Genomic DNA, 923 nt, shown 5'->3' on the forward strand with positions numbered 1-923 from the left:
CGCAAGCAGCGGGATCAGGGTCATGGTGCTCCATGGTCAGTGCCTCCTGGGGTTGGGGTAAGTTCGTGTGAATCGGGGGATCGAGTTCCGCGCGCATGGCCGCGACGGCGTCACGCAGGGTGCCGATCCGGTCGGCCAGCCCCGCGGCCACCGCGTCGCCGCCGAAGTAGAGCCGCGCTTCGGTTTTGCGCACCGCCTCGACAGTGAGCCCCCGGTGCGCGGCCACCGACTCGGTGAAGATGCCGTAGAGGCGATCCACCTCGGCCTGCAGCGCGGCGCGGGCATCGTCCGAGAGCGGCGCGTGGGGGCTGAAGTCGTTCTTGTGGCTTCCGGCGTAGATGGCGGTGAAGCGGTAGCCGTCCTGTTCGTCCTTTCGCGATTGGTCGGCGTGCATGGCGATGACGCCGATGGAGCCGACGCCGCCGGTACGGGTCACGAATACCTCATTGCTTGCCGCCGCCAAGGCGTAGGCGGCGGAGAAGGCCTGGTCGTTGGCCACGGCCCAGACGGGCTTGTCATGCGTGGCGGCACGGATGCGCTCGGCCAGTTCGAAGACGCCGCCAGCCTCGCCGCCCGGGCTGTCGATGTCCAGCACGATGCCGGCCACCGCCGGGTCCGCCACCGCCCGGCCGATTTGATCCCCGATCTCCTGGTAGCTGGTAAGCCCTGATGCCGCCTCCAACCCCAGCGCGCGGCGCACCAGGGTCCCGTGGATCGGGATCACGGCGATGTCGCCCTGTCGGGCGGCGGACGGCGTTCGCGGCGCCGGCACAGGCGCGGCGCTTTCGGTTTCCGGCCAGCCGACGCGCGGGCCCAGCACGGCAAGGATCGCGTCCAGCTTGGCGCGATGAATCAGCAGCGGCGTGTTGAACAGCCGCGCGGCAATGTGAGGCAACGGGTTCACGGGTTGTTGGGTCCTTGCG

At 69.8% G+C, this 923-nt stretch carries 1 protein-coding gene; it reads right to left on the minus strand.

Features of this window, described 5'->3' with window-relative positions; genetic code table 11:
• On the minus strand, window positions 1-904 hold a 904-nt coding region (locus MVF76_RS12960; RefSeq protein WP_297529809.1), incomplete at its 3' end, for a S49 family peptidase.
• Between the last annotated feature and the right edge of the window lie 19 nt (window positions 905-923).

This window comes from Thiohalobacter sp., from assembly GCF_027000115.1.
Classification (GTDB): Bacteria; Pseudomonadota; Gammaproteobacteria; order Thiohalobacterales; family Thiohalobacteraceae; genus JALTON01.